The organism is Pseudomonas sp. G7(2022), assembly GCF_052660475.1.
Genome location: NZ_CP109659.1, coordinates 2,431,532 through 2,457,083, shown reverse-complemented (window position 1 = coordinate 2,457,083; position 25,552 = coordinate 2,431,532). Strand labels below are relative to the sequence as shown.

The window sequence follows — 25,552 nt, the reverse complement described above, 5'->3', positions numbered from 1 at the left end:
AGCATCTTGCCGCTAACAACCGGTGAGCGATCTCCTCTCGAATACCGTTGCGTAACATCAATCATGTTTCAAACAATATGAAACAAGAGAATCCAGCCCCCACCCAAACATCACCAACCATCAGCATATTTACGACATCCAGAATAGATTTACTTCAACCCTCACACCCCCCTCATTCAAAAAAACACTTCCATACACAACTTCAACAACACTTTTTTGATCATTCGCTTAATCTCGGCACCTGCCCATCAACACTTACAAAGCCGAACTTATTCAATGCAAACAGACATTTCAAAACTTGACGCCGATTTAGATGAACAACAAAAGCAGAGCATTATCGACACTCTCACTCACTTTATTGAAAGTCCATACGCTGTAGAGCAACTTGCCTGGGATTGGGATCGTATCCAGGCCCCCATGGTGGAAGGTTCTCTGTTTTCCAGGGCCCATCGAAGCGCCAGTGTTTCCTTGTCGATTCTGCTTCGGCGCGCCGGTTTTTCCGAGATTCGCGAACGGCGCTCGATTCCCGCACACGCCATCTTTCTGGTAGACGAAACAGGCCGTCTTTACTATTCCTTTCCAAATCTCGTCGGCAACGCAAACGAGCCTGCCACACCCTATGTGTCGCCTCGGGACATTACCGCGGACGTCACCGGCCTGGCGGGTTTCAGCGAAGATCTGGCCGCGCTGGCCCGTATCGCCAGCCTGTGTGGAGGCTGGATAACGACGGGGGGAACCCTGCTCATTGGCCAATGGTTGCGCTTCCAGCAGCTGCACATTCCCGCCGGCGAAGAAGAAACTCGTTTACTGCTCGATCTGTTGCGTTTCTCCCGACTGCCTGACGCCCCTCGACATGCAAATTACTGGCAAGTGCTGGACGCTCCTGCCGACTCCCCTTACAGGCTCGATGAAAATAGCCGTGCCATCATCGGGCAAGTCACCGAACGCTACACGGGCGGGGAAATGTCCCTGGTCGCGGACTTCGGCAACCACCTGTTGCTGGAAAACACGTCGTCGGACAACCTGAAAACCAGCCAGAACTACCGTTTGCAGCGACTGACGGACATTGCCGTCTGGGCTTCTGCCGAGGCTCGAGAGTACATCAATGCACTGGGCTGGTTTCCCGACTCGGGAACACCTCCACCGACGGCGCTCATCGAGCAATTGCTGATTGCCGCCATGCTGCTGGACCTGGATCCGGAACTGGATATCGCATCCACCCACTTCGCCGGCTTCGATCTTTATGCCAAGGAGTTTCTGCACCTGCATCCAGCCCAGGTGCGAACGCGACTGGAAAAGCACCTGATCGAAGCGCTGCAATTGAATGGGCAGCTTGCCCCACTGGTCGCACAATGGGTTCTGGGCGGCATGGCTCCCGAATATCAGTTTGCGCACTGGCCGAGCGAGATGCGCCTGGGAACACCGGCCTGGGTGGTTGGCTGTCAGACGCTCCATCTGGTCGAGTCGCTGATTCCGGGCTGCACCCGCGACATGACCTATCAACATTTGATGGGGTTTGGCCAGTCCGTCAAGGCGATGCCGCAACTGGCAGCGATGCAGGCTCCCTTCTCGGTCGATCCGGTGGTGACCTGGGCACTGATGAACGGGGTCATCGCCCGCGACAGCGACAATACCGTAAACGAAGCGGCCATCACGCATGCCTGCGATGAATATGCCCGCTACACGGACAAGATGCTGAGTGCCATCAAGGCCCTGAGCAGCCCTCTCCCTGACCGCAAACAACTGGCGCTGAACGAATTGAAAGCCCGGTTTCCCGACTGCGATCCGGATGAGCAGTTGGTCAAGCACCGGGGCAGTGGCGGCGGTGGCGGACGCAGGGTTTCCGTACTTGATCTGTATATGGGCGATGAACTCCACACACGTGACTGGGATCGTGTCAGAGGTCAGAGTATCTATGAGTCATTTCCCGATCTGGAATATCTGTTCCCTGTTTCCGAACTTTACGACCCTGCCGTCCAGACCTACTTCGACAACATCACCGGCGCACTGGCGAGCAATATCGAGTTTGCACTTTCGCAACTTTCTTCCCGACTTGTACCCGAGATCGAATATGGAGCCATCGGTATATACAGCGTGCAGAAAATAGACTATCGACCAGAGTCTCCGTCCGCTCGTCCGGGGGTCACCATTCCCGCAGCAGAGTTGCCCGGAGAAACCGGGCGTTACGGCGTCATTCTCTGTGCCCAGTACCTGCAAAACAAAATTGCGTGCTTTGAGTTGTTTCCCATGCGGATGGAGTGTCGTGAAAATCCTGAACTCGAGGCGTTCCTGGCACCTCTCGTATCAGGCGACTACTTCAATCTCGACACACAATTCGCCAATAAGAAGAAACTGGAAAAAGCTCCCGTTGACCTCCAGGCCTATCTGCAGAATGTGGCACCGAGAAATGGCATCCAATCCCGGCTGTACCTGCGCAAGATCGGTCAGTTGCGCACGCCCACCGGAGATGCGGATGCGGACGCTCCGACGACACTCCTGCGTTCGCCACGCAAAGAGGCCCTGGGCAGGCTCGTGGCCGAAAAAAACCCACATTTAACACAAAGCGAAATACATCGGCTGGGCCTGCATCAAAGTGACCGGGAACGAGCGATTGAAAAGACCGATGCCATTTTCCAAGTCATTCTCAACATGATCATTCCATTCAAGAGTTGTGTTGAGGGACTCTCCTCGGGGGACCCCAAAAAGCAAGGCCCGGCCATTCTCGACTGCATCGTGGACGCCGCAGTACTGCTGATGACCTTTGCAGCCTTGCCCGCGGGGGTCGCACTGAGCGCCAGCAAAGCCTCGTCCCTGACCACCCGACTGCTTGCCGGATCTCGAGTGCTTGCGAGCACGACATTGAGTCTGTTCAACCCTTTGAGCGGGCTCCCCGATTTGATCAAGGGCGGCGGAAAACTGATCGGCCGCGGCATTTCGAAACTCGGCGGTCACACCGCCACTGCCCTGCGCAAGACCCATCAGCATCTGCGCTATCTGACGGGTGCCAACACCTACGACCTGATCAAGGCCATCGATCACACAGGCTCGGCTGCCCAAGTGCGGATGTCCTTGGACACACTGTCCCACGGGCGAGCACTGCTGAAAAACGACACTCTGGAGACCGTCCAACAGGTTGTCTCGCACTTGAGCGACAAACACTTCAAATTACCCGGAAATGTGGCCGAAACAGAATGGCGGCATCTGGTGAATAACGCGGTCAAGGAAACAGCGTTTCAATCAAAACAGGCAGGCAATCTGGAGTCTCTGATCGGGCGACAGGCACTGGATGAACTGACACAAGCATTCATAAAGGGCCATCCGGTCCCGCTCAACAACGTACACGGCACGGCACAAAGTTACACCGAAACACTGGCTGTCCTTTATGAGCTTGAAAGCAAAAAAGCCCGGTACATGCAGGGCTATCAGCAGGACATACTGAAACTGGATCTGGGCAGGGCGCCCTACAGCGACGTGATGCCGGAAGCCCTCTTCAATCGCCTGGGCTATACCGATCCATCACAAAGAGCGACCGCGTGGATGTTGAACGGCTCGACCTCCAGCGGCAATGACTTCGACAATATTCTTGGCGTGCTGCGCGAATACACCAGCAACAAGGCCTCCTTGACCGATCCGAATGTGATCAGGGAAATCCATCGCAAACTTGTACCGGATGCCGTTGGCCGAGTGCGCGATGCGGGGGCCCCGACCAAATATGGAAGCAGCCCGACCGGCTTCGCCTTGCTGGAGCAGCATTTGAAGCATCTGGACGTAAACCATCAGCACTTTGACAAACACCTGCTCGCGGCAGTCGTCGGTTTCCAGGGCTTTGGGGATGGCAACGGTCGCACCGCCAGTGCGTTGTACTCGATCAGCCAACTGCGCAATAACAGATTCACGCCGATGCCGCCCCATGTATTCCGGGAGCTTAACGGCATATTCTGATGACGCTCGATTGAATGGATTCCAACGCGCCCGTACCCCGTTCGCCGGGGTACGGGTCAGGGCAGCAACAGATACACAGCACTCATCACCAGCAATGCCGCCATTACCCGGTTGAACAACCGCATCCCTGTCGGGTTGCCCAGGTACCCACGCAAGAACGTCCCGACATACACCCAGCACCCCACCGACAGATAACAGATCACCAGATACACCGCCGCAAACTGCCAGACCAGCCGCGCCTCGCCATCGGCGACAAACGCGCCCATGCCCGCCACACAGGCCAGCCAGGCCTTGGGGTTGAGCCACTGCATCACTGCGCCGTAGAGCATCGACGGCGCCCTGCCCGACTCTCCCGTATTCAGCTGACCGTTATCGGTGGCCAGTTTCCAGGCCATGAACAGCAGAAACGCCACCCCGGCCAGTTGCACCACACGGGTCAGCGACGGCCACAGCGTCAGCACTTCGTGCAGCCCCAGCCCCATCAACACCAGCAACAGCACAAACCCCAGCGTCGCTCCGGCCACATGCCGCTGACTGGCGCGAAAGCCGAACTGCGCGCCGGAGCTCAACGCCACGATATTCACCGGCCCCGGGGTAATGGACGCTGCCAGGGCAAACGCCGCCATCGACACAATCAGACTCATCGCACACCTGCTTCAAATCGAGAGGAACAAGGCGCTCACGGTAACCAGCGCCCTGCCCTTGGGTATTGAACGAAATTACCCTCGCGCCTGCAGACCCACTACGCTCTACCTCAGTGACCACTCTCGACCAGGAAGTCGCCCTCCATGATTCTGATTCTGCTGCCCTGCGCCGATTACGACCCTACCGAAAGCAGCGTGCCGTGGCAGGCAATGCGCGACGCGGGCATCGACGTACGTTTTGCCACACCGCAAGGCTTGCCCGCCCACGCCGATCCACGGTTGGTGAACATCGGTTTCGGCCTGCTGAATTCGATGCTGATGACACGCAAGGCCGATCTGGACAGCTACAAGCAGATGATCGAGTCCGATGCGTTCAAGCAGCCGCTGGCGTATGCCGATGTCGACACGAACCGATTTGACGGTTTGCTGATTCCCGGCGGTCATGCCGAAGGCATGCGCACATTGCTGGAATCCAAGCAGGCCCAACAGATCGCCCTGCAATTTTTCAAAGCCGAAAAACCCGTGGCGGCGGTGTGTCATGGCGTGCTGTTGCTGGCCCGCACGCTTGATCCCGACACCGGGCGTTCGGTGTTGTTCGGGCGCAAGGTCACAGCATTGCTGGCGGCAACCATGGAGCTGCCGGCGTGGCTGATGACCGCCGCGTGGCTGGGGCGCTACTACCGCACCTACAGACAGACAGTCGAGGCAGAAGTGAAAACCGCACTGGCCAGCAAGGCCGATTTCATACGCGGGCCATTCATGGCCAAACGCGACAAGGCAGAGAACTCGCAAATCGGTTTTGTGGTGCGCGACGGCAACCTGCTCACGGCCCGCTGGCCCGGCGACTGCCATCGATTCGCCGGCGAATGGGTGACCCTGCTGCAGGCCACCCGACGTGAACCGGTACTCAGTCCAGACGTGGCACGGTGAAGCGGAACTCGCTGCCCTGCCCCGGCTCGCTCTCGGCCACGATCTGCCCGCCATGGGCCTCGACGATGCCCTGCGTGATGTACAGCCCCAGCCCGGTGCCGGTCGGATTTCCCTCCTTCACCGTCCAGTAACGGTCGAACACGTGCGGCAAGTGATCCTTGGGAATGCCTTCGCCGCTGTCGCGTACCGTGAAGACGATCTCATCACCTACCGACTTGGCATACACGTCGACCGTGCCCAGACGAGGAGTGAATTTGATCGCATTGCCCACCAGATTCGACAGCACCTGGAACAGCCGTTCGGGGTCGGCATGAATACTCAGATCCGGATCGGCCTCGAACGAGATGCTGATGTCCTTGTCCAGCGCCAGCGGCGCGAGCAGTGACTGCGCCTCTTCGAACATCTGCGCGACATCGAGTTTCTGCGGCGCGATGGTGTAGCGCCCGGCGTCGATTTTCGAGGTATCGAGCAAATCCTCCAGCAGCGTGTTCATGCGTCCTGCGGCTTGCTGCATGGTGTCGATGGCAGTGGAGATGCGCCGCGAAGTGTGCGGGCCGTCGGAGCTGAAAGCCTTTTGCATCATGCCGCACAGCATCGAAATAACGGTCATCGGGTTGCGCAGGTCGTGGGACACCACGGCCACCAGCTCATCGCGGGCACGCACTGCTTCCTGCTCGCGGCGCACCTGACGGGCCAGGTCGTTTTCCAGGGCCGAACGACGCAAGTCGTTGGCGGCGAACAGGTCGCCGTGGCTCCACTTGGTGGAGATTCCGGCCATTTCGACCTTCCAGATTTCGAACGAAGTACGGGGCCGCAGGCGCAGGCCGGCGTCGGAGTTCTCCAGATCCAGCGGCTTGCGCGGGTCGCCACTCCAGTTGATGTTCTCTTTGACTTCGGGGCGGAACCACAGCACGCCGTTGTCCACGGGTTTTGGCAGGCTCATGGCGAGCACGCCGCTGGCAACTTGCTGATAGTGCGCGGCCGGCGGATAGACGCTGGCCAGATGATGACTGGCAAATACCGGCTCGCCGCGCTCCTGCAACCATTTGTGCAAAGCGCGAATCTCTTCCGGCTCCGGGCAATTGCCGTAACGGTGCAATTGCTTGTCTTCGATGATCGCGATGCCGCCGGCATTGGCCAGCGCCATCAGGACCTGCGGCTGATTGGCCAGGCCATCGAAGACGTTCTGTGGCGAATCGATCATTGCCTGATTGAGCAACGCCAGCGCCTCGACCTTTTCCTCGCGTTGGCGGCTGACTTCCAGCGCTTCCATCGCGCTGATCTGCAGCGACAGCACCTGGCCGATGGTCTGGCATGCGGTGCGCAACTCGTGCGGCACGTGCAGCGGCTGACGGTTGCCGCAACTGATCAGACCCCAGAGCCGGTCGCCCTTGAGCAGGGAAATGCTCATCGAGGACAGCACGCCCATGTTCTTCATGTACTGGCAGTGGATCGGCGACACGCTGCGCAACGTCGCGAAGCTCAGGTCCAGCGGGGTCTGGGTGTCCGGGCGCAGCTTGGGCACCAGTGGCACCGGCTGGTAATCGGCATTCGGGATGATCCGCAGCCAGTTGGTGCGGTACAGCTCGCGGGCCTGCTCGGGAATGTCGGAAGCCGGGAAAAACAAACCGTTGAAGACTTCCATCGACGGATCGGACGCTTCGGCGATGACCTGACCGTGGCCCTCCTCTTCGAAGCGATAGATCAGCACCCGGTCGTAACCGGTCATGGCCTGAATTTCCTTGACGCTGATGTCGTACAGCGCCTGCAGGCTCTTGGCCTTCTGCAGGCGCGCGAGCATCCGCCCCAAGTGGGTTTCGGTGCCGGCGACGTTGCGGGGCTGGAAGTTCTCGACGTGGATTTCCAGCTCCAGGATCAGCACATCCTGATGTCGGTGCAGCAAGCCTTCGAACGCGGTGCCGTTGAGACGAAAGTGCAGCGGTGGCGCGTCGGACAAGGCCGGTTGTTGCAGGGCCTCGCGAACCTGTGCAGCGTGGGCATCGCCGATCAGGCTTTGCAGTGGCTGGCCGATCAGCTCTTGCGCCGGACGGGCGAGCAACGTTTCGACGTTGGCACTGATCTGGATGATCGAAAGGTCCGGCTCGCTCAGGGTCAGCAGCAAACCGTGGGGCTGGATCGCGCCGGGAAAGCGGATCGGCTCGTCGGCGCAGTTGGCCAGCAACTCTTCAAAGGCTTCTTTGTCTTGCGGGGTCATACCAGAACCTCCTGGCTTTCGAGCCAGCGCTCGAAACAGCTGAATGTGGTGTGGGCGGCCGTCACGACGATTTCGCGCTCGTCGGCGTGCATCGGGCGGCTGCCAAGGTATTCGATGAAATCGCGCCAGCGCCGGCCGGTGGCAGCGCCGTAAATGTCCAGAAACGCTGCTCCGTTGTCCGCGCCCAGGCCCAGTCGCGCGGCGATTTCCCGGCGCAGGATCTGCCCGCCGAGGGTCGCGCCTTCCAGAACGTATAAAACGCCTAGACACGCAGCAGCGGAGTCGATGGCGGGCAACTGGCAGCAGAGCGAAAAGTCCCCGCCATTTGCGCCCAGCGCTTGCAGATCGCGTTGCAGGGTCGGGGTCTTGAGGCGCGAAACCAGATCGAAATCGGCGGGGATCGCGCCGCTGTCCTGCAATGCGTTTTCCAGTGGCTGATAGAAGCCGTAATAGGCGCGCATCAGTCGCTCGAAAGCCTGCAGATCAAGGGTGTCGGAGAAGAAAGGAAGGCGTTTTTCCAGTGCAATGTGCAGTTCGGCGGTGCCGGCGCGCAGATCCTGCAACACAGGTGGTACATGAACCTCGCGGGCCTTTGCTTGCATGTAGGTCGCTCGTACTGTGGGCCGCCTGGGGCCATGGGTGATGGAAAAGCTTGGCGCGAAATCTTACACGGCAATTGTCCTTTCTGACCCGGCAGATGGTTTTTTCTGGCGGATTCATCACCCTGTGACGGTTTCAGAGTTGACAGGGCGGCGGAAAGTTCGAACGGATTACGCCCGAAAATCGCTGTACCGTGACTCCGCAGCCTGACTGTACGGTTCCGGCCTGCCGCCAGCATGATAAAAATAGCCGTCCCGCCACCGGAGCCCGCGCAATGGATCTCGCCACCCTTTCCCTGTTTCTGCCCGCCTGTTTTGCCTTGAACATGGCGCCCGGCCCGAACAACCTGCTGTCGGTCAGCAACGCCACCCGTTACGGCTATCGTCGCGCCTGCGTGGCCGGGATCGGTCGGTTGCTGGCGTTCGCCGGGATGATCGCCCTCGCAGCGGCGGGGCTGGCGGTGGTGCTGCAAACGTCCGAGTTGCTGTTTTATGGAATCAAGATTGTCGGCGCGGGGTATCTGTTGTATCTGGCGTGGCAGCTGTGGCGGGCCAACCCTGCCGCCGAAGATGCCGTTGCAGCGCCGGCGAACGGGCTTCTGGCCCTGGCGCGTCAGGAGTTTTTAGTGGCTGCGGGGAATCCCAAGGCAATCCTGATCTTCACCGCATTCCTGCCGCAATTCGTCGACCCGAACCGCGCCATCACCCCGCAGTTCATGCTGCTGGGGGGGCTTTTCCTGTTGCTGGAATGGATCGCCATCAGCGCCTACGCCTACATGGGCCTGCACATGCGCCGCTGGTTCGCCGAGCCCCGCGGCAAACGGATTTTCAACCGTTGCTGCGCGGGGCTGCTGTCGGCGGCGGCTTCGGTGTTGCTGATGGCCAAACGGGCCTAGGCTTCGGACGGGCCTTTGAGTTCGACCTGATTGCCGTCCGGGTCCAAGCAATACAACGACGGGCCGTTGCCCTCGGCGCCAAAACGAGTGGCGGCCTTGTCGACGGTCAGGCCGCAGGATTGCAAATGACTGATCAAAGCCTCTTCATCGAACGGCTCGATGCGCAGGCAGAAATGATCGACATTGCGCCGCTCGCTGCCGGCCGCGGCGCCGCCCTTGCGGCCGATTTCCCCTTCGAGGTCGACCAGATCGATCATCGACGTACCGGCGCGCAGGTGCACCAGACCGAACTTTTCGTTGCACTTGACCACTTCGGCGCCGAAGACCCGGTCGTAGAAATCAATGCTGCGTTGCAGATCGGCGACGCGCAGCACGATGTGATCGATGTGGTGAATCGTGAACGGTGGCATACCTTTATTTCCCAAGTTGTAGCGACCCGATCACTGTAGTGCAGCGGCCCGAAAATTCACTGTCGATTTTTCGGTGGAGCCATCGAATAACTGGTTTTATCCTCGGCCCATGAACATACAGACCGCTGTCCTGCCGCCCCACGCCGAAATGGTTCGCGCCATGCTCGAACGCGACACTGCCTACGAAGGCGTGTTCTTCACGGCCGTGAAAACCACCGGGATCTTCTGCCGCCCAAGCTGCACGGCGCGCAAGCCGAAACCGCAGAACGTCGAGTTCTTTGCCCACGCTGACGAATGCCTGTCCGCCGGTTATCGCGCCTGTTTGCGCTGCAAACCGCTGGACGCCGCAGCCATCGCCCCGGACTGGGTGCAACGACTGCTCAAGGCCGTGGACGCCGAGCCGGAGCTGCGCTGGAGCGATGCGCAATTGCTCGCCGAAGGCATCGAACCACTGAAGTTGCGGCGCTGGTTCAAGCAGCATTTCGGCATGACTTTTCATGCATGGCTGCGCACCCGTCGGCTCGGCGTGGCGCTGGGCGGGATCAAACAAGGCACGTCCATCGACCACGCGGCGTTCGATTCCGGCTATGAATCTCTCAGCGGTTTTCGCGATGCATTCCAGAAGTCATTCCACATCACACCAGGACGCGCAGTGACCAGCGAACCGCTGCTGTTCACCCGGCTGACAACGCCGCTGGGGCCGATGATCGCCATGGCCGAGCAACGCGGACTGGTGTTGCTGGAGTTTCTCGACCGCCCGGCGCTGACCCGGGAAGTCGAAGAACTGCAGAACCGCTACGGCTATGCAGTCGCACCGGGGCACAACGCGCATTTGCAGCAGATCGAAAACGAACTGGCGCTGTATTTCGCCGGCAAGCTGAGCGAGTTCAGCGTGCCGCTGCACCTGCCCGGCAGCGAGTTTGCCCGGCAAGTCTGGGCCGAACTGCGGCAAATCCCCTACGGCCACACCAGCACTTACGGCAGCATCGCCGCACGTGTGGGCAGACCCGGCGCCAGTCGCGCCGTGGGGCTGGCCAACGGGCACAATCGCTTGTCGATCGTGGTGCCGTGCCATCGGGTGATCGGTGCGGACGGCTCGCTGACCGGCTATGGTGGAGGACAACCGCGCAAGGCGTTTTTGCTCAGGCTGGAAAGCGCTGCCGTGCAACTGACGCAACCGCTGGTTTTCTGAGAAATCAACACTCGCGCCCTCAAGGCTTTCAACCATGGCGAAATCAACGGATCACTGAAGTTGCCGAAACCCGACCCCTATCAACCGGCCAGCGAATTTCTGGCCAGCCTCGACGCCGACTGGCAGCGCCACATTGCGGCCATCGGCCCCTGCCTGCATCAGCCGCATCCGACGCGTGATCCCTATGAATCGCTGGTGCGGGCGATTGCCTATCAACAACTGCATGCCAAGGCGGGCGATGCGATCGTCGGGCGGTTGGTGGGGTTGTTTCCCGGGCAGACGTTTCCGCGTCCCGAACAGATCCTTGCCACGGATTTTGATCGACTGCGCGGTTGCGGGTTTTCGGCGGGCAAGATTGCGACGATTCAGGGGATTGCCCAAGCGACTCTGGACGGCGTTGTGCCGGATTACTCGACTGCGCTGGCGATGGAGGATGAGGCGCTGATCGAGCGGTTGGTCAGCCTGCGCGGGGTTGGGCGCTGGACTGTGGAGATGTTGCTGATCTACAGCCTGGAGCGGCCGGATATCTTGCCGGCCGATGACTTTGGGGTTCGCGAGGGATATCGGCGCTTGAAGGGGTTTGAGGTGCAGCCGACGCGCAAGCGGATGATTGAGATCGGGTTGGATTGGAAGCCGTTTCGGACGGTGGCGGCCTGGTATTTGTGGCGGGTGCCAAAAGCGCCCTCACCCTAGCCCTCTCCCGGGGGAGAGGGAACCGATTCGGAGATGCTTTAGAAGTACGCCGACCTGAAATAGCAACTGTGAATCCATAGGCGCCAAGACGTTTGCGAACCCATAGTTGCCAAAACTTTGGCGAATCCATAGTCGACTCGGTGTTTCAGGTCGATGTATAGCGTAAGACACCTCGGTCGGCTCCCTCTCCCTCCGGGAGAGGGCTGGGGTGAGGGGGAGCTACAGACCCGATTTCAATTTGCTGAACGCCCGAATCAAAGCCCGGTTGAACGCCTTGCCATTGTCATTCTTGCTGTACAGCGAAGCCCTCACCGCCTCAGGCGGATAAGTCCCCGGATCATTGCGAATCGCCGGATCAATCAACCCGTCCGCCGCCGTGATCGCATTGGCGTAGTGAATGGTGTCGGTGATCGGCGCGATCACTTCAGGTGTCATCAGGTAATCCATCAATGCCAATCCGGCCTCGGGATGCGGTGCATCCTTGGGGATGACCATGGCGTCGAACCAGATCAGCGTGCCCTCCTTCGGAATCCGGTAATTCAACCTGAACGGTTTTTTCGCCGCTTCGGCCTGACCGGCCGCAATGGCGACGTTGCCGTTCCACGACATCGCCACGCAAGTGTTGCCATTGGCCAGGTCGCTGATGTTCAGGTCGTTATCGAAGTAGCGGATGTACGGGCGGATCTTCGCCAGTTGCTGCTCGGCGAGTTTCAGGTCATCCAGGCTCTGGCGGTTGATGTCCAGGCCCATGTACTTCATGACCGCCGCGAACACTTCGTTCGGATCGTTGAGCAGGCTCACCCCGCAATCGGCGAATTTCGACACCACTTGCGGATCGAACAGCATCGCCCAACTGTCCCGTGGCGCCTCCGGCAGGCGCTGCTTCACGGCCTCTTCCTGATAGCCGACACCGGTGGTGCCCCAGGCGTAGATCCCGGCGTAGCGGTTGCCCGGATCGAACACCGCCATATGCTGACGGAATTCGTCTCCGACCCCGGCAAAGTGCGGGAGCTGTTGTTTGTTCAGCGTCTGGATCGCGCCGCTCTCGATAGCCCGCGACAGGTGCTGGCCGGCGGTCAGCACCAGGTCGTAGCCGCTGCGGCCGGTGAGCAGTTTGGTCTCGACGGTCTCCAGCGAGTCGAAGTGATCGGCGACCACCTGAATCCCGGTTTTCGCCTCGAAATTCTTCAGGGTATCCGGGGCCAGGTACTCGCCCCAGATGTACAGATTGACCACCGGTTTCGCCGTTTCGGCAGCCTGCACACACAAGGGTGCAAGCACCAGCAATAACGCTTTACTCAGTTTGTGCAGGCCCATGGTCAGGCTCCTTTTTTCTGGCCGGCGTATTGCGGCATGGTGATGCATGCGACGTTGCCGCCACCGAGCAGGATTTCCCGGGAGTTTTCGATGCCGACGATCCTGTGCTGCGGGAACAGTTCGGCGAGGGTCGCCAGCGCCACCTGATCGTTGCGATCACCGAACAGCGGCACCACGATCGAACTGTTGCCGGCGTAGTAGTTGATGTACGAGGCACAGATTTTGGTGCCGGCCTGGCGTGTGTGGGTGCTGTCCTGCTGATCGAGGCCTTCGGCTTCTTCGGCGGTCCACTCCAGCACATCCGGTTGCGGCAGTTTGTGCACGATCAGCTCGCGGCCACGGCTGTCGCGGGTGCTGCGCAGGATGTCGTAAGCCTCCTGATAGATTTCCCACTGTGGATCGTCGCGGTTGTCGGTCCATTGCAGCACCACTTCGCCGGGCCGGACGAAGCACGCGAGGTCGTCGACATGGCCATCGGTTTCGTCGAACTTGCAACCGCGTGGCAGCCAGATTACTTGCTCGGCGCCAAGGTAATCGGTCAATCGCCGGGTCACTTCGTCCTTGCCCAGGTGCTGGTTGCGATTGCGGTTGAGCAGGCATTGCTCGGTGGTGAGGATGCTGCCCTGGCCGTCGCTCTGGATGCCGCCGAGTTCGGCAATCAACGGCGCGCGATAACGGTCGAAGCGTTCGATTTCGAGGATCTTGCTGGCGATCTGGTCGTCCTTGTCCCATGGGTAGTAGAGCCCGCCATCGAGGCCGCCGTAGGCGTTGAACTCAAAGTCGACACCACGCACTTCACCGCTCTGATCGTTGACCACAAAGCACGGGCCGCTGTCGCGGAACCAGGTGTCGTTGCAGCTCATCTCGACCACGCGCACTTGCGGCGGTAACTGGCGGCGGGCGGTGGCGAACTGGGCAGCGGAGGCGCAGACCGTCACCGGTTCGCTGCGGGAGATCGCGGTGACGATCCGCACCCAGACTTTCTGCGCAGGCTTGGCGCCGTTGCGCCAGACATCGGTACGCTCAGGCCAGCCGAGCCAGCAACCGGACTTCGCTTCGAATTCGCCGGGCAGACGGAAGCCGTCCTGTTTCGGGGTGGTGTCGAGCAAACGTGCCATGGTCAAACCTCGTCATCGGGATGGGAATGACCTCAGGCTACGGTCGCGGGCGGTCGACCCGCCAACGATGATTATTTCGGAACAGTTGAATTCAACTCATCAATCCGCCAGTTGATCGTTGAACCACTCCAGCATCTGCGCCACCGCCGGACGCTCCAGACGCACACGCTCGCAGACCAGCGCGTATTGGCCCAACGCGGTCATGCTGGAGGTGAACGGCCGCACCAGTCGCCCGTTCTGCAAGTCTTCCTGCGCCGTGAGGTTGTCGCCCATCGCCACGCCCTGCCCTTGTGCCGCCGCTTCCAACGCCAGTCCGGCGTGGGCGAAATACAACTGACGCTCCGGGCGCAGGTCGCCAGCATGGCCGGTCAGCCAGGCGGTCCAGGTCTTGCCGTCCTGATCATCGTGCAGCAGACAATGCCGGGCCAGGTCCTTGGGATTTTTCAGAGTGCCCTGATTGAACAGGCCGGGGCTGCACACCGGGAAGAACTGCAACGCCGGCAATGGGCGAACGAAATACGCGCTGCTGTCCACCGGGCCGGTGCCGTAGGTGATCGCCAGGTCGATGTCTTCGCCGGGCGCCGTGGCGTCGATCGGTTGTTCGTAGAGATGCAAGGTGATGTGCGGATAACGCGCATAGAAATCGGTGAGACGGTTCATCAACCACTTCTGCGCCAGCTCCGCCGTGACCGCCAGCCGCAACACGGCGAGCGAGGATGGATCGCGCAACTCGTCGCAGGCATCACCGATCAGCTCGAAGGCCTGTTGCAGGCTTTGCATCAAGCGCCCGGCGGCGATGGTCGGGCGAATCTGCCGGCCTTCGCGGATGAACAGCGACACGCCCAGTTGCTCTTCGAGCTGGCGGATCTGATGGCTGACGGCGCTGTCGGTGACGCACAGCTCGGCGGCGGCCCGACCGAAATGCGCGTGACGGGCAGCGCATTCAAAGGTTCGCAGGGCGGCCAGGGAAGGTAGTCGGCGCATGGGTTGGGGTCCCTTTTTTTGCGGACATGCTGACCGGGCTTTTCGTAGGCGTCCAGTTGCACCGCGTTATCGTTCTTCGCGAGCAAGCCCGCTCCCACACTTGAAATGAGTTCCAACTGTGGGAGCGAGCTTGCTCGCGATAGCGGCGGCACAGCCGCGACATCTCTTCTAGGCTGAACCGCATCGACAAAAACATCGGAGGCCACCATGCACCTCGAAGGTTCCTGCCACTGCGGCGCGGTTTCATTCACTCTCCACAGCGCCCACCCCTACCCTTATCAACGCTGCTATTGCTCGATCTGCCGCAAGACCCAGGGCGGAGGCGGCTATGCGATCAATCTCGGCGGCGACGCGGCCAGCCTCAAGGTGCGCGGTCGCAAGAACATCACGATCTACCACGCGAAGATGAAAGACGAAGGCGATACCCGCGCCCACCGCAGCACCGCCGAGCGGCACTTCTGCTCGCAGTGCGGCAGCGGCCTGTGGCTGTTCAGCCCGGAATGGCCGGAGCTGATCCACCCGTTCGCCTCGGCCATCGACACGCCGTTACCGGTGCCGCCGGAACACACCCATCTGATGCTCGGTTCGAAAGCGCCGTGGGTCGAAGTGCAGGCGAGCGCGAAGGATCAGCAATTCGAGGTCTACCCCGAAGAATCCATCGCCCAATGGCACGAGCGGCTGGGATTGACCCGATAGCCGTCTTCACAGTCTTCGACAGTTTCCCGGCAAGCGGTCTGCACCTTTTAATCGCGCTCAGAACAACTCGCTGAACGGAATGAAACGCAGCGGATCACCCATCTGCAAGGTGCTGTTCTCGGGGATTTCCACCAGCCCGTCGGCCCAGGTCGCGCCGAGCAGAACCCCGGAACTCTGGTTCGGATAGAGCGCCGCCTGCCCGCCCTCCAGGCGCACCCGCAGGTATTCGCGACGGCTGCCGGGTTTCGGCCAGTCGAACCCGGCGTTGACCGTGAACCTCAACGGCATTACCTCTTCCACGCCTTGAATGCGCAGCAGGTACGGGCGTGCCAGCAGGCCGAACGTCACCAGCGCCGAGGTCGGATTGCCCGGCAGACCGATCACCGGCACTGTACCGAAATGGCCGACCGTCAGCGGTTTGCCGGGTTTGATCGCGAGTTTCCACAGCAGCGGTTTGCCGTTGTCGCGCAGTACCTGGCCGAGGCAATCGGCGTCACCGGCAGACACGCCGCCGGTGGTCAGAATCAGATCGGCCGCCACTTGCAGTTGCTCGAGTTTGAGCCGGGTCTGCGCCGGGCGATCGGGAAGAATCCCGGCGTCGATCACCTCGCAACCCAGTTCGCGCAACCAGTGGTCGAGCAAAGTGCGGTTGCTGTTGTAGATGCTGCCGGGACGCAGCGGCTGCCCCGGTTCCACCAGCTCATCACCGGTCGACAGCAACGCCACCCGCGGACGACGCACCACCGGCAAATGGGTCATACCCTGCCCCGCAGCCACCGCCAGTTCGAACGGGCCGAGGCGTTTGCCGGCGCGCAGCAGGGTGTCGCCGACACGGTTCTCCTGCCCTTGGGCGCGGATGTTCTGGCCGGCTTTCAGCGGTTGCAGAAACCGTACGCGACCGTCCTCCAGCACCTCGACGTTTTCCTGCATCTCCACGCAATTGGCGCCGTGGGGCAACGGCGCACCAGTGAAAATCCGGGCGCAGGTGCCGGGCAGCAAGGCGTCCGGCGCCAGCCCGGCGTAGACCCGCTGCGACACCCTCAACGGCTGGCGATGCAGGTCCGAAAGATTGAGTGCGTAGCCGTCCATGGCACTGTTTGGCCATGGCGGCAGGTCGAGGGTGGCGACCAGATCGCTGGCCAGCACACGACCGCGCGCCTCATTGAGCGGCACCCGTTCGCTGTCCGGCAGACGTTGTTCGTTGGCCATCGTCAACAGTTGGTCGAGCGCTTCCTCGACCGGCATCAGTCCGAGCGTACTCATCCCCGTGGCCCGCAGGCTTGCACCGGTTTGAGGTGCGGGACGAAGTTGCACGGGCGGTGACGGTTATCCAGTTGCTCGGCAAGGATGCCTTCCCACGCCGTGCGGCACGCGCCGGTGGAACCCGGCAGGCAGCACACCAGCGTGCCGTTGGACAGGCCCGCCAGCGCGCGGCTTTGTACGGTGGAGGTGCCGATGTCGAGAATCGAGATGGCGCGGAACAGCTCGCCAAAGCCGTCGATCTGCTTGTCCAGCAGGCAAGCCACCGCTTCCGGGGTGCTGTCACGTCCGGTGAAGCCGGTACCGCCAGTGATCAGCACCACTTGAATGCCGTCGTCGGCGATCCACTGCGCGACCTGGGCACGGATCCTGTACAGGTCGTCCTTGAGCAGGTTGCGTTCACTCAAGGTGTGGCCCGCCTCCAGCAAGCGGCTGACCAGCAACTGGCCGGAGGTATCGCTGGCGTAATCGCGGGTATCGCTGACCGTCAGCACGGCAATATTCAAGGGAACAAACAAGGCATCCGCTTTAACACTCATGGCACTCTCCGGCATTCGCCAATTCAATTGGACCAGAGCCTAAGTGCCACTTATCAAGACTGTCTAATCACTCTAACCAACCGCACTATCGACCCGCTCTATCGGTCGTTTTTCCAAGAACTTCGACTACCGTCGGCGCCAATGGAACCGGCCGTCATCGAAACCCTCGATAGCCTCTTAAACGCTTCCGATTGGACGTAAAACGCGATCAGTGGGATCGTCACCCCCTGCGCTTTCCGTGCGCCGTACGCATCTGCGTCAATACTCAATCAAAATTCTCAATCGAGCAGGTGCCATCGTGGACATCAAACAACTCAAGTTCCTGATCGCGCTGGACGAAACCCGTCACTTTGGCCAGGCCGCCGCGCGCTGCCACATCACCCAGCCGACCCTGTCGATGCGCCTGCGCAATCTGGAAGACGAGCTGGATCTGGTGCTGGTCAATCGCGGCCAGCGCTTCGAAGGTTTCACCCAGGCTGGCGAGCGCGTACTGGCCTGGGCCCGCACGCTGCTGGCGGCCCACGACGGGTTGTTCGCCGAAGCGGCTGCCTGCCGGGGGCAACTGGTCGGCAGCCTGCGCCTGGGGCTGGTGCCGCTGAGCAACTTCAATCCGGTCAATTACATTCAGGGTTTGTCCGCGATCTATCCGGAGCTGAAATACAGCCTGTCGTCACTGAGTTCGGACGAAATCATCGAAGGTCTGGGCAACAATCAGCTCGACCTGGGCGTGTGTTATCTGGACCACGTCAACCCGAATTATTTCGATTTCTTCGAGATCGGCGAAACCCGCGTCGGCCTGCTCTACGACACCCGCCACTTCCATTTCGAAGGCCCGGAAATGAGCTGGGAAGACGCCGCCGAACTGCCGCTGGGGATGATCACTACCGGCATGCACTACCGAAAATCCATCGACCTGAGTTTCCGCAGTCGCGGCCTCAATCCGCAGCCGATCATGGAAAGCGATTCGACCTATCAGCTGCTGCAGGCGATTCACCAGGGCTTCTGCTGCTCGATCATGCCGCTGGACAGCGGCCTGGAAGAACCGATCGAACATCTGGCCTTCATCAACCTGCCGGATGCCAGCGTGCTCGCGCCGCTGGGGCTGGTGATGCGCAAGACCGAACCGCGCTCGGCGATTGCCGAGAAGTGTTTTGCCGAGGCGCGCAAGATGTTCGGGATCGAGATGCCTGCCGTTTAACACCCCCTCAAGCAACCCTGAAAAGTTGCACTTCGGTGCAACGTCTTCAGGTTCACCCGCAGTGATCGACCAATCCAATCACTGCATCGGAACAAGCGATTGGACGCACTTTTCCCTGCCCCGTAGCCTGAACCCACTTCAGCGCTTCGGGGACTTTCAAGATGCTGTGCCAAGTTGAACAACTCATCGAGCCGGGCGACGCCAACGCCCCCGCGCCACAACCGGCGCAAGTGGCCTACCGCGAATACCTCGACGACGCGCCGGTGTCCCACGCAGCCCTCGCGGCGGAAATTGCCTTGGCCATCAGCTACAACGGTTTGAATCAAGCCGTGATGATGGTCTCGCCGGGCAACATCGAAGACTTCATTCGCGGCTTCAGCCTGAGCAACGCCATTGTCGACAGCCTCGACGATATCCATGACATCCGCCTGACCCATTTCGACCAGGCCTGCCAGGCCGACGTGCAGATTTCCAGTCGTGCATTCTGGGCTCTGAAAGATCATCGGCGGCAGATGGCGGGCACCAGCGGTTGCGGCCTCTGCGGCGTGGAAGCCCTTGAGCAGGCGTTGCCGCAACTGGAAATCCTGACCCCGACACCGCTGCCACCGGCCGCGCACTTCGACGGTATCCGCCAGCGCATCGAACAGGCCCAGCAACTGGCCCGCAGCAGCGGCGCCCTGCACGCGGCGTTGTACTTCGACGCAGACGGCGAAGCGCTGCTGTGCCGCGAAGACATCGGCCGCCACAACGCCCTCGACAAGCTGATTGGCGCCCTTCAGTTCGAAGGCCTCGATGCGCGTCAGGGCTTCGTCGTGGTCACCAGCCGTTGCAGCCTCGAACTGATCCACAAAGCCGTGCGCGCCCGCTTCGGCACCCTGGTCAGCCTGTCCGCCCCCACCGCGTTGACCGTGCGCTGGGCGCTCAAGCACCGCTTGAACCTGATCCACGTCCCGCACCGCAACGCCCCGCGAATCTACAGCCCGATCCAGGAGCCCAGCGCATGATCGACACCCTCACCCACCTCGACGATCAGGGTCGCGCCAACATGGTCGACGTCAGCGACAAAGCCGCGACCCGCCGCGAAGCCACCGCGCAAGCCTGGGTGCAGATGCGCCCGGAAACCCTGCAAATGATCCAGTCCAACGGCCACCCCAAGGGCGATGTGTTCGCCGTGGCGCGGATCGCCGGGATTCAAGCGGCCAAGCGCACCCACGAGTTGATTCCGCTGTGTCATGCGCTGTTGCTCAGTTCGATCCACGTCGAGCTCAAGGCCTGCGAGCCGGACCGCGTGCAGATCACCAGCACCTGCCGCCTCACCGGCCAGACCGGCGTCGAACTCGAAGCCCTGACCGCCGCCAGCGTCGCCGCGCTAACCATCTACGACATGTGCAAAGCGGTGGACCGGGCAATGGTCATCGGCGACATCCGTGTGCTGAGCAAACAGGGCGGCCGCTCTGGCCACTTTCAATGGGAGAACCCGCAATGATTCTGATCAACTACTTTGCCAGCTACCGTGACCGGCTCAATCTGGGCGGTGAAAAGATTCCGGCCAGCGACACCCTCGCCTGTGTCGAGGACGTGCGGCAGATGCTGATGCAGCGCGGCGATATCTGGCGTGAAGTGCTCGGCGCCGGCAACCTGATGTGTGCGGTGAATCAGGAGCTGTGCCAGCCGGATCAGGCGATCGAGGATTTCGACGAGATTGCGTTTTTTCCGCCGGTCACGGGGGGTTGAGGCGTGAGTGTTCGAGTCCAGCGTAAAGGCTTCGATGCCGGTCAGTTGATTGCCGACCTGCATGCGCGCAATCCACGGGTAGGCGCGGTGGTGAATTTCATTGGCTACGTGCGGGATCTGAACGTCGGGCAGTCGGTGACCGAGCTGTTTCTGGAGCACTATCCGGGCATGACCGAGAAGGCTCTGGAACAGATCGCCGAACAGGCCCGCGAACGCTGGCCGCTGCTGGCGGTGGAGATCGTGCATCGGGTCGGCGCGCTGTCGGTGAGCGAGCCCATCGTATTTGTTGGCGTCAGCAGCAAGCATCGGCATGCGGCGTTCGAGGCCTGTGCGTTCATCATGGATGTGCTCAAGACCCGTGCGCCGTTCTGGAAGCGTGAGACCACGCCCGAGGGTTCGCATTGGGTCGAGGCGCGGAAGAGTGATCAGAATGCGGCGTTTCGCTGGAGTCTGGCGCATGCCTGACCGGGTACTGTCGAATGCAACAAAAACCTGATTTGATAGCGGCTCGCACCAATCGAACGTGGAGTCGCACTTGAGCACAACGCCCCCTGAGGATTTGCCCCGGCCCGAGCCTGTCAGCCTGCGCCAGGCCTGGCCCTTCTGGCTGAAACTAGGCTGCATCGGCTTCGGCGGCCCCGCCGGGCAGATCGCGATCATGCATCAGGAACTGGTGGAGCGCCGGCGCTGGATTTCCGAGCGGCGCTTCCTGCACGCGCTCAATTACTGCATGTTGCTGCCCGGCCCCGAGGCCCAGCAACTGGCGACCTACATCGGCTGGCTGCTGCACCGCACCCGTGGCGGCGTGCTGGCCGGGGCGCTGTTTGTGCTGCCGTCGCTGTTGGTCCTGATTGCCCTGTCGTGGGTGTACATCGCGTTTGGCGACGTGCCGGCGGTGGCCGGGGTGTTTTACGGGATCAAACCGGCGGTGACCGCGATTGTGCTGCACGCAGCCCATCGCATCGGCTCCCGGGCCTTGAAAAATGGCTGGCTGTGGGCGATTGCCGGGGCGGCGTTCGTGGCGATCTTCGCCTTCAACGTGCCGTTTCCGCTGATCGTGCTCGGCGCGGCACTGATCGGCTATTTCGGCGGACGCTGGGCGCCTCATCGGTTCAACAATGGCGGCCATCGCGGCAGCGAAAAGTCCTTCGGCCCGGCACTGATCGATGACGACACTCCGCCAGCTGAACATGCACGGTTCAGCCTGCCGAGGCTGCTGCGTCTGGTGCTGGGCGGTGGGTTGTTGTGGTGTCTGCCAATGGCGTTGCTGACGGCGCTGTTCGGCTGGGGCGGCACCTTCACCCAGATGGGCTGGTTCTTCACCAAAGCAGCGTTGCTCACGTTCGGTGGCGCTTATGCCGTGCTGCCCTACGTGTACCAAGGCGCGGTCGGGCATTACGGCTGGCTGACGCCGACGCAGATGATCGATGGACTGGCTCTGGGCGAAACCACGCCGGGGCCGCTGATCATGGTCGTGGCATTCGTCGGATTCGTCGGGGCTTATGTCCAACCGACGTTCGGCCCGGAGCACGCGTTTGCCGCTGGTGCGCTGGCGGCGACACTGGTGACCTGGTTCACCTTTCTGCCCTCGTTTCTGTTCATCCTCGCCGGCGGGCCGCTGGTGGAGTCGACGCACAACGAACTGAAGTTCACCGCACCGCTAACGGCGATTACCGCAGCCGTGGTCGGGGTGATCCTGAATCTGGCGTGCTTCTTCGCCTGGCATGTGTTCTGGCCCAACGGTTTTGCCGGACAGCCTGACTTTTTTGCGCTGTTGCTCGCCCTCGCCGCCACCCTCGGGCTGTTTATCTTCAAGCGCGGGGTGATCGAGGTGTTGATCGTTTGCGCCCTCGTCGGGCTGGGGTTTCATCTGTTGCGCTGAACCGGTGGCTTGCCGCGCGCATCGGAATCAGGCGTTTACTTATCCCGGACTTCCCCCTTACTATCCCGCCACACCGGCATGGCGGGACGCTCCCGCCGCCGACGTTTTCCGCCAACGGAAACACGCGTCATGAGCACGTCACTCCAACAATCAGAATCGTTGAACGTCTCTGCACTGTGCGCCCACCTTCACGGGGGCCGCGCATGAATCGCATCGTCAATCTCCCCATGGCCCTGAGCCGTTCCAAGCTGCGTCACTCCGCACGCCCGCCGGATATCTGCCTGCCCGTCTGATCGCGCCGGTAAAAATCGCGACAGCTCCTTCTCTTTTTCGATATCCCTGCCAGGACGCCCGCGCCTTTTGCCGAGCTGCGTCCAGGCCGAATCTGCGCGCCTGTGCGGCGCCATCGTGAGTGATTGATTATGAAATTCGCAGCCATTGAAGACGCCCGTAGCTTTCTCGAGCAGAACCCCGACATCGACATGATCGAGCTGTTCATCCTCGATGCCAACGGCGTTCCCCGCGGCAAGCTGTTGCACCGCGAAGAACTGCTCGCCGTGTACGAAAGCGGTCGCCCGCTGCCGAGCACCATCCTCGGCCTGACCGTGCAGGGCGAAGACGTGGAAAACTCTGGGCTGGTGTGGGACGTCGGCGACATCGACTGCCGCGCCTATCCGCTGGATGGCAGTCTGGTGCGCCTGCCGTGGCGGCAGATTCCGACCGCTGCGGTGCAGGTCAGCATGCACCCGGAACAAGGCATGCCGGCAAGCATTGCCGACCCGCGTCACCTGTTGATCAAGGTCATCGACCGTTTGAAAGCCGAGGGTTACCACCCGGTGATGGCCTGCGAGCTGGAGTTCTATCTGCTCGACGCCAAACGCGATCACAACGGCCGCCCGCAACCGGCGCTGGATGCCGACGGCGGTCGACCGCGACACACCCAGGTCTACGGTTTGCGTGAGCTGGAACAGATCGAACCGTTCCTCGCCGACCTCTACAGCGCCTGCAAACTGCACGGCATTCCGGCGCGCACGGCGATCTCGGAATACGCGCCGGGCCAGGTGGAAATCACCCTCGAACACGGCGATGCGCTGGAGGCGATGGACCAGGCCGTGCGCTACAAACGGCTGGTCAAAGCCGTAGCACACAAGCACGGGATGCAGGCGACGTTCATGGCCAAGCCGTTCGATCACCTGGCCGGCACCGGCATGCACATGCACGTCAGCCTCGCGGATGCCGAGGGGCGCAATCTGTTTGCCTCCGAGGACCCGGCGGGCACCCCGCTGCTGCGCACGGCGATTGGCGGGATGCTCGCCTCCCTGCTCGATTCGCTGCTGCTGTTCTGCCCGAACGCCAACTCCTACCGCCGTTTCCAGGCCAACAGTTATGCACCACTGGCGCCGACCTGGGGTGTCGATAACCGTACCGTCAGCCTGCGCGTACCCGGCGGCCCGGCCAACACCCGGCACATCGAACACCGCATCTGCGGCGCCGATGCCAACCCGTATCTGGCAGCGGCGGCGATCCTGGCGGGCATTCATCGCGGCATAAAAGAACACATCGATCCGGGTGAACCGGTGGAAGGCAACGGTTACGCGCAGGCGAAAGAATTGCTGCCGACCGATTGGCTGACTTCGCTCACGGCACTGGAAAACTCGGTGTGGGCGCGGGATGCGCTGGGGCAGGAATTCCTCGGGGTGTATCTGGCAGTGAAACGTGCGGAATACCGGCAGTTCATGGCCGAAGTGGGCGAGCAAGACTGGCGCTGGTACCTGACCGAAGCCTGACGCCTCCCACTGAACCCTGTGGGAGCCAGCCTGCTGGCGATAGCGGTGCGTCCTTCACCATCCATGTGTCTGACAGGCCCTCATCGCCAGCAGGCTGGCTCCCACAAGGACTGCACTTTGCCTCCCGAATTTTGTGTGGAACTTAAAATGACCGAACGCAGCAATTCCTACTACACCGCAACCCTCAACCGCGACACCGACTACCCGACCCTGCAAGGCCGGCACCAGGTCGATGTGGTGATCATCGGCGGCGGTTTCACCGGCGTCGCCACCGCCGTGGAACTGGCCGAAAAAGGCCTGAAAGTCGCCATCGTCGAAAGCCACAAGATCGGCTGGGGCGCCACCGGGCGCAATGGCGGCCAAGTCACAGGCAGCCTGTCCGGCGACGGCGCGATGCGCAAACAGATGCGCAACACCCTGGGCGATGAGGTCGATGATTTCATCTGGCACCTGCGCTGGCGCGGCCACGAAATCATCCAGCAACGGGTCGAGAAATACGCGATCGATTGCGACCTCAAGCACGGCCATTTGCACGCGGCGTACAAGCCGAGCCACATGGCCGGTTTGCGCAGCGACTATGACGAAGCCGTGCGTCGCGGCATGGGTGATGACGTCAGCCTGCTCGACCGCAGCCAGGTGCGCGACCTGCTGCAAAGCGACCTCTATCACGGCGCGATCAAGAACACTCGCAACATGCACCTGCACCCGCTCAACCTGTGTATCGGCGAGGCGCGGGCGGCGGAAAGCCTCGGCGCGCTGATCTTCGAAAACAGCGAAGTGCTGGAGATCATTCATGGCGACAGCCCGGGCGTGCGCACCGCCCACGGACAGGTCGACGCCAATCAGGTGCTGCTGGCCGGCGACGTCTACCACAAGCTCGAACCGGGCCAGCTCAAGGGCAAGATCTTCCCGGCCATGGGCGGCATTGTCACCACCGAACCGCTGGGCGATCTGGCCAAGCAGATCAACCCTGAAGACCTTGCCGTTTACGACTGCCGCTTCGTCCTCGACTACTACCGGCTCACGGCTGACGGCCGCCTGCTGTTCGGTGGCGGCGCCAACTACAGCGGCAAGGATTCACGGGACATCGCCGGCGAACTGCGGCCGTGCATCGAACAGACCTTCCCGGCGCTCAAAGGGGTGAAGATCGATTACCAGTGGAGCTGCGCGATGGGCATCGTCATCAACCGCATCCCGCAACTGGGCAAGCTCTCGGACAACGTCTGGTATTGCCAGGGCTATTCCGGCCACGGCATCGCCACGACCCACATCATGGGCGAGATCATGAGCCAGGCGATCACCGGGCAGATGCAGCAGTTCGACACGTTTGCCGCGTGCTCGCACATTCGCGTGCCAATGGGCGATCTGCTGGGGAATCCGATGCTGGCGGCCGGCATGTGGTACTACCAGATGCTGGAAAAACTGCGCTGATTGATTCCTCGACCGCGTGCCAGTTTATGCATTGGATCGACTGGCCTCTTCGCGGGCAAGCCCGCTCCCACAAAGTTTGGGGCAT

At 61.3% G+C, this 25,552-nt stretch carries 23 protein-coding genes; 14 read left to right on the top strand and 9 right to left on the bottom strand.

Annotation, left to right across the window (positions count from 1 at the left end; all coding sequences use genetic code 11):
• Positions 1-276 precede the first annotated feature (276 nt).
• Complete coding sequence (locus NE357_RS11115; RefSeq protein WP_169429886.1) at positions 277-3,942, top strand: hypothetical protein; 3,666 nt, start codon at positions 277-279, stop codon at positions 3,940-3,942.
• A 56-nt stretch (positions 3,943-3,998) separates the two neighbouring features.
• On the opposite strand, the gene NE357_RS11110 is transcribed toward NE357_RS11115, so the two are convergent.
• Positions 3,999-4,586 (bottom strand): LysE family translocator, encoded by a 588-nt coding sequence (locus tag NE357_RS11110; RefSeq protein ID WP_169429885.1) that lies wholly within the window; start codon positions 4,584-4,586, stop codon positions 3,999-4,001.
• Between the two features lie 144 nt (positions 4,587-4,730).
• Between NE357_RS11110 and NE357_RS11105 the strand changes: the two genes are divergently transcribed.
• On the top strand, positions 4,731-5,516 hold the full coding sequence (locus NE357_RS11105; RefSeq protein WP_169429884.1) for a type 1 glutamine amidotransferase domain-containing protein: 786 nt from the start codon (positions 4,731-4,733) through the stop codon (positions 5,514-5,516).
• Here the strand turns inward: NE357_RS11105 and NE357_RS11100 are convergent.
• On the bottom strand, positions 5,494-7,731 hold the full coding sequence (locus NE357_RS11100; protein ID WP_169429883.1) for an ATP-binding protein: 2,238 nt from the start codon (positions 7,729-7,731) through the stop codon (positions 5,494-5,496). The two genes, NE357_RS11105 and NE357_RS11100, sit on opposite strands and share 23 nt — an antisense overlap.
• Positions 7,728-8,333, bottom strand: coding sequence for a biliverdin-producing heme oxygenase (locus NE357_RS11095; RefSeq protein WP_169429882.1), 606 nt, complete (start codon positions 8,331-8,333; stop codon positions 7,728-7,730). Before NE357_RS11095 ends, NE357_RS11100 begins: the two co-directional genes overlap by 4 nt.
• A 272-nt stretch (positions 8,334-8,605) precedes the next feature.
• On the opposite strand from NE357_RS11095, the gene NE357_RS11090 reads away from it, so the two are divergent.
• A complete protein-coding gene (locus NE357_RS11090; protein ID WP_169429881.1) occupies positions 8,606-9,226 on the top strand; it encodes a LysE family translocator in 621 nt (206 codons plus the stop codon).
• Here NE357_RS11090 and NE357_RS11085 read toward each other — a convergent pair.
• Positions 9,223-9,636: a VOC family protein gene (locus NE357_RS11085; RefSeq protein ID WP_169429880.1), complete on the bottom strand. Its 414-nt coding sequence runs from the start codon at positions 9,634-9,636 to the stop codon at positions 9,223-9,225. The two genes, NE357_RS11090 and NE357_RS11085, sit on opposite strands and share 4 nt — an antisense overlap.
• Positions 9,637-9,745: 109 nt before the next feature.
• Here NE357_RS11085 and NE357_RS11080 point away from each other — a divergent pair, with 109 nt between their 5' ends.
• On the top strand, positions 9,746-10,828 hold the full coding sequence (locus tag NE357_RS11080) for a bifunctional transcriptional activator/DNA repair enzyme AdaA (protein WP_169429879.1): 1,083 nt from the start codon (positions 9,746-9,748) through the stop codon (positions 10,826-10,828).
• A gap of 60 nt (positions 10,829-10,888) precedes the next feature.
• Complete coding sequence (locus NE357_RS11075; RefSeq protein ID WP_169429878.1) at positions 10,889-11,521, top strand: DNA-3-methyladenine glycosylase family protein; 633 nt, start codon at positions 10,889-10,891, stop codon at positions 11,519-11,521.
• A gap of 219 nt (positions 11,522-11,740) precedes the next feature.
• Here the strand turns inward: NE357_RS11075 and NE357_RS11070 are convergent, their stop codons facing one another.
• The 3 genes from NE357_RS11070 to NE357_RS11060 all read right to left on the bottom strand — a co-directional run bounded on the left by NE357_RS11070 (position 11,741) and on the right by NE357_RS11060 (position 14,940).
• Positions 11,741-12,838: an extracellular solute-binding protein gene (locus tag NE357_RS11070; protein WP_169429877.1), complete on the bottom strand. Its 1,098-nt coding sequence runs from the start codon at positions 12,836-12,838 to the stop codon at positions 11,741-11,743.
• Positions 12,839-12,840: 2 nt separating this feature from the next.
• Entirely contained in the window at positions 12,841-13,956 is a 1,116-nt protein-coding gene (aguA, locus tag NE357_RS11065; protein WP_169429876.1) for an agmatine deiminase, read from the bottom strand.
• A 99-nt stretch (positions 13,957-14,055) separates the two neighbouring features.
• Complete coding sequence (locus NE357_RS11060; protein ID WP_169429875.1) at positions 14,056-14,940, bottom strand: LysR substrate-binding domain-containing protein; 885 nt, start codon at positions 14,938-14,940, stop codon at positions 14,056-14,058.
• A 207-nt stretch (positions 14,941-15,147) separates the two neighbouring features.
• Here NE357_RS11060 and NE357_RS11055 point away from each other — a divergent pair, with 207 nt between their 5' ends.
• Positions 15,148-15,636, top strand: a complete 489-nt coding sequence (locus NE357_RS11055) for a GFA family protein (RefSeq protein WP_169429874.1) — start codon at positions 15,148-15,150, stop codon at positions 15,634-15,636.
• A gap of 57 nt (positions 15,637-15,693) precedes the next feature.
• Here the strand turns inward: NE357_RS11055 and NE357_RS11050 are convergent, their stop codons facing one another.
• Both NE357_RS11050 and moaB read right to left on the bottom strand, forming a co-directional pair.
• Complete coding sequence (locus NE357_RS11050; RefSeq protein ID WP_169429873.1) at positions 15,694-16,899, bottom strand: molybdopterin molybdotransferase MoeA; 1,206 nt, start codon at positions 16,897-16,899, stop codon at positions 15,694-15,696.
• On the bottom strand, positions 16,896-17,435 hold the full coding sequence (gene moaB / locus NE357_RS11045) for a molybdenum cofactor biosynthesis protein B (protein WP_169429872.1): 540 nt from the start codon (positions 17,433-17,435) through the stop codon (positions 16,896-16,898). The genes NE357_RS11050 and moaB overlap by 4 nt, the downstream gene beginning before the upstream one ends.
• 298 nt (positions 17,436-17,733) lie before the next feature.
• On the opposite strand from moaB, the gene NE357_RS11040 reads away from it, so the two are divergent.
• The 8 genes from NE357_RS11040 to NE357_RS11005 all read left to right on the top strand — a co-directional run bounded on the left by NE357_RS11040 (position 17,734) and on the right by NE357_RS11005 (position 25,467).
• Positions 17,734-18,633, top strand: coding sequence for a LysR family transcriptional regulator (locus NE357_RS11040; protein ID WP_169429871.1), 900 nt, complete (start codon positions 17,734-17,736; stop codon positions 18,631-18,633).
• 161 nt (positions 18,634-18,794) lie between these two features.
• A complete protein-coding gene (gene fdhD, locus NE357_RS11035) occupies positions 18,795-19,637 on the top strand; it encodes a formate dehydrogenase accessory sulfurtransferase FdhD (RefSeq protein WP_169429870.1) in 843 nt (280 codons plus the stop codon).
• Positions 19,634-20,119: a cyclic pyranopterin monophosphate synthase MoaC gene (gene moaC, locus NE357_RS11030; protein ID WP_169429869.1), complete on the top strand. Its 486-nt coding sequence runs from the start codon at positions 19,634-19,636 to the stop codon at positions 20,117-20,119. Before fdhD ends, moaC begins: the two co-directional genes overlap by 4 nt.
• On the top strand, positions 20,116-20,367 hold the full coding sequence (locus NE357_RS11025) for a MoaD/ThiS family protein (RefSeq protein WP_169429868.1): 252 nt from the start codon (positions 20,116-20,118) through the stop codon (positions 20,365-20,367). Before moaC ends, NE357_RS11025 begins: the two co-directional genes overlap by 4 nt.
• A gap of 3 nt (positions 20,368-20,370) precedes the next feature.
• Positions 20,371-20,832: a molybdopterin synthase catalytic subunit MoaE gene (moaE, locus tag NE357_RS11020; RefSeq protein WP_169429867.1), complete on the top strand. Its 462-nt coding sequence runs from the start codon at positions 20,371-20,373 to the stop codon at positions 20,830-20,832.
• Between the two features lie 70 nt (positions 20,833-20,902).
• A complete protein-coding gene (gene chrA / locus NE357_RS11015; protein ID WP_169429866.1) occupies positions 20,903-22,249 on the top strand; it encodes a chromate efflux transporter in 1,347 nt (448 codons plus the stop codon).
• Positions 22,250-22,671: 422 nt separating this feature from the next.
• Entirely contained in the window at positions 22,672-24,036 is a 1,365-nt protein-coding gene (locus NE357_RS11010; protein ID WP_169429865.1) for a glutamine synthetase family protein, read from the top strand.
• Between the two features lie 147 nt (positions 24,037-24,183).
• Positions 24,184-25,467 carry an NAD(P)/FAD-dependent oxidoreductase gene (locus tag NE357_RS11005; protein WP_169429864.1) on the top strand — a complete coding sequence of 428 codons (1,284 nt, stop codon included), beginning with the start codon at positions 24,184-24,186 and terminating at the stop codon, positions 25,465-25,467.
• The last annotated feature ends 85 nt before the right edge of the window (positions 25,468-25,552 follow it).

Excerpts from the sequence above, each read along its gene's own strand:
- NE357_RS11115 (WP_169429886.1), top strand. The coding sequence starts at position 277 with ATGCAAACAGACATTTCAAAACTTGACGCCGATTTAGATGAACAACAA.
- NE357_RS11110 (WP_169429885.1), bottom strand. The coding sequence starts at position 4,586 with ATGAGTCTGATTGTGTCGATGGCGGCGTTTGCCCTGGCAGCGTCCATT.
- NE357_RS11105 (WP_169429884.1), top strand. The coding sequence starts at position 4,731 with ATGATTCTGATTCTGCTGCCCTGCGCCGATTACGACCCTACCGAAAGC.
- NE357_RS11100 (WP_169429883.1), bottom strand. The coding sequence starts at position 7,731 with ATGACCCCGCAAGACAAAGAAGCCTTTGAAGAGTTGCTGGCCAACTGC.
- NE357_RS11095 (WP_169429882.1), bottom strand. The coding sequence starts at position 8,333 with ATGCAAGCAAAGGCCCGCGAGGTTCATGTACCACCTGTGTTGCAGGAT.
- NE357_RS11090 (WP_169429881.1), top strand. The coding sequence starts at position 8,606 with ATGGATCTCGCCACCCTTTCCCTGTTTCTGCCCGCCTGTTTTGCCTTG.
- NE357_RS11085 (WP_169429880.1), bottom strand. The coding sequence starts at position 9,636 with ATGCCACCGTTCACGATTCACCACATCGATCACATCGTGCTGCGCGTC.
- NE357_RS11080 (WP_169429879.1), top strand. The coding sequence starts at position 9,746 with ATGAACATACAGACCGCTGTCCTGCCGCCCCACGCCGAAATGGTTCGC.
- NE357_RS11070 (WP_169429877.1), bottom strand. The coding sequence starts at position 12,838 with ATGGGCCTGCACAAACTGAGTAAAGCGTTATTGCTGGTGCTTGCACCC.
- aguA (WP_169429876.1), bottom strand. The coding sequence starts at position 13,956 with ATGGCACGTTTGCTCGACACCACCCCGAAACAGGACGGCTTCCGTCTG.
- NE357_RS11060 (WP_169429875.1), bottom strand. The coding sequence starts at position 14,940 with ATGCGCCGACTACCTTCCCTGGCCGCCCTGCGAACCTTTGAATGCGCT.
- NE357_RS11055 (WP_169429874.1), top strand. The coding sequence starts at position 15,148 with ATGCACCTCGAAGGTTCCTGCCACTGCGGCGCGGTTTCATTCACTCTC.
- NE357_RS11050 (WP_169429873.1), bottom strand. The coding sequence starts at position 16,899 with ATGAGTACGCTCGGACTGATGCCGGTCGAGGAAGCGCTCGACCAACTG.
- moaB (WP_169429872.1), bottom strand. The coding sequence starts at position 17,435 with ATGAGTGTTAAAGCGGATGCCTTGTTTGTTCCCTTGAATATTGCCGTG.
- fdhD (WP_169429870.1), top strand. The coding sequence starts at position 18,795 with ATGCTGTGCCAAGTTGAACAACTCATCGAGCCGGGCGACGCCAACGCC.
- moaC (WP_169429869.1), top strand. The coding sequence starts at position 19,634 with ATGATCGACACCCTCACCCACCTCGACGATCAGGGTCGCGCCAACATG.
- NE357_RS11025 (WP_169429868.1), top strand. The coding sequence starts at position 20,116 with ATGATTCTGATCAACTACTTTGCCAGCTACCGTGACCGGCTCAATCTG.
- NE357_RS11010 (WP_169429865.1), top strand. The coding sequence starts at position 22,672 with ATGAAATTCGCAGCCATTGAAGACGCCCGTAGCTTTCTCGAGCAGAAC.
- NE357_RS11005 (WP_169429864.1), top strand. The coding sequence starts at position 24,184 with ATGACCGAACGCAGCAATTCCTACTACACCGCAACCCTCAACCGCGAC.